Here is a 373-nt window from a genome sequence, read left to right as displayed (position 1 = left end):
TGGCAAGCATTCAAGAGGTTGCGAGCAATGCACAGCATGCTGCAGATGCGGCCGGAAGAGCAGACACTGAGACGGCATCTGGCCAGCGTCTGGTAGCCCACACAAGCCAGTCAATCACTGCCCTTGAAGGTGAAATTAGGCAAGCCACTCAGGTTATTCATGAGCTTGAAGGTCAAAGTAACGAGATATCAAAAGTTCTCCTGATTACCCATGATTAGCAGTCACCACGGTAAGTATTCACCGGAACAGTATTGACACAGGAAAAATGAGACGATCGTCTCTTGATCCCACTTTCCTGCTTGCTTGATCCTGCTCCTTAGATACGCTCCCCCCATGAGCAAAAACACCATGCATTCCGCGGGAATGCCCACCA

General features: G+C 50.1%; 1 pseudogene. It reads left to right on the top strand.

From position 1 onward, the window contains the following. A pseudogene (locus J9892_RS21425) lies at window positions 1-218 on the top strand (chemotaxis protein); the annotation flags it as partial. Window positions 219-373 lie beyond the last annotated feature (155 nt).

The sequence above is a fragment of the Aeromonas sp. Prich7-2 genome, from assembly GCF_017939255.1.
GTDB classification, from domain to species: domain Bacteria; phylum Pseudomonadota; class Gammaproteobacteria; order Enterobacterales; family Aeromonadaceae; genus Aeromonas; species Aeromonas caviae.
Note: the sequence above shows the minus strand (reverse complement) of the source record. Positions and strands in the feature narration are given on the sequence as shown.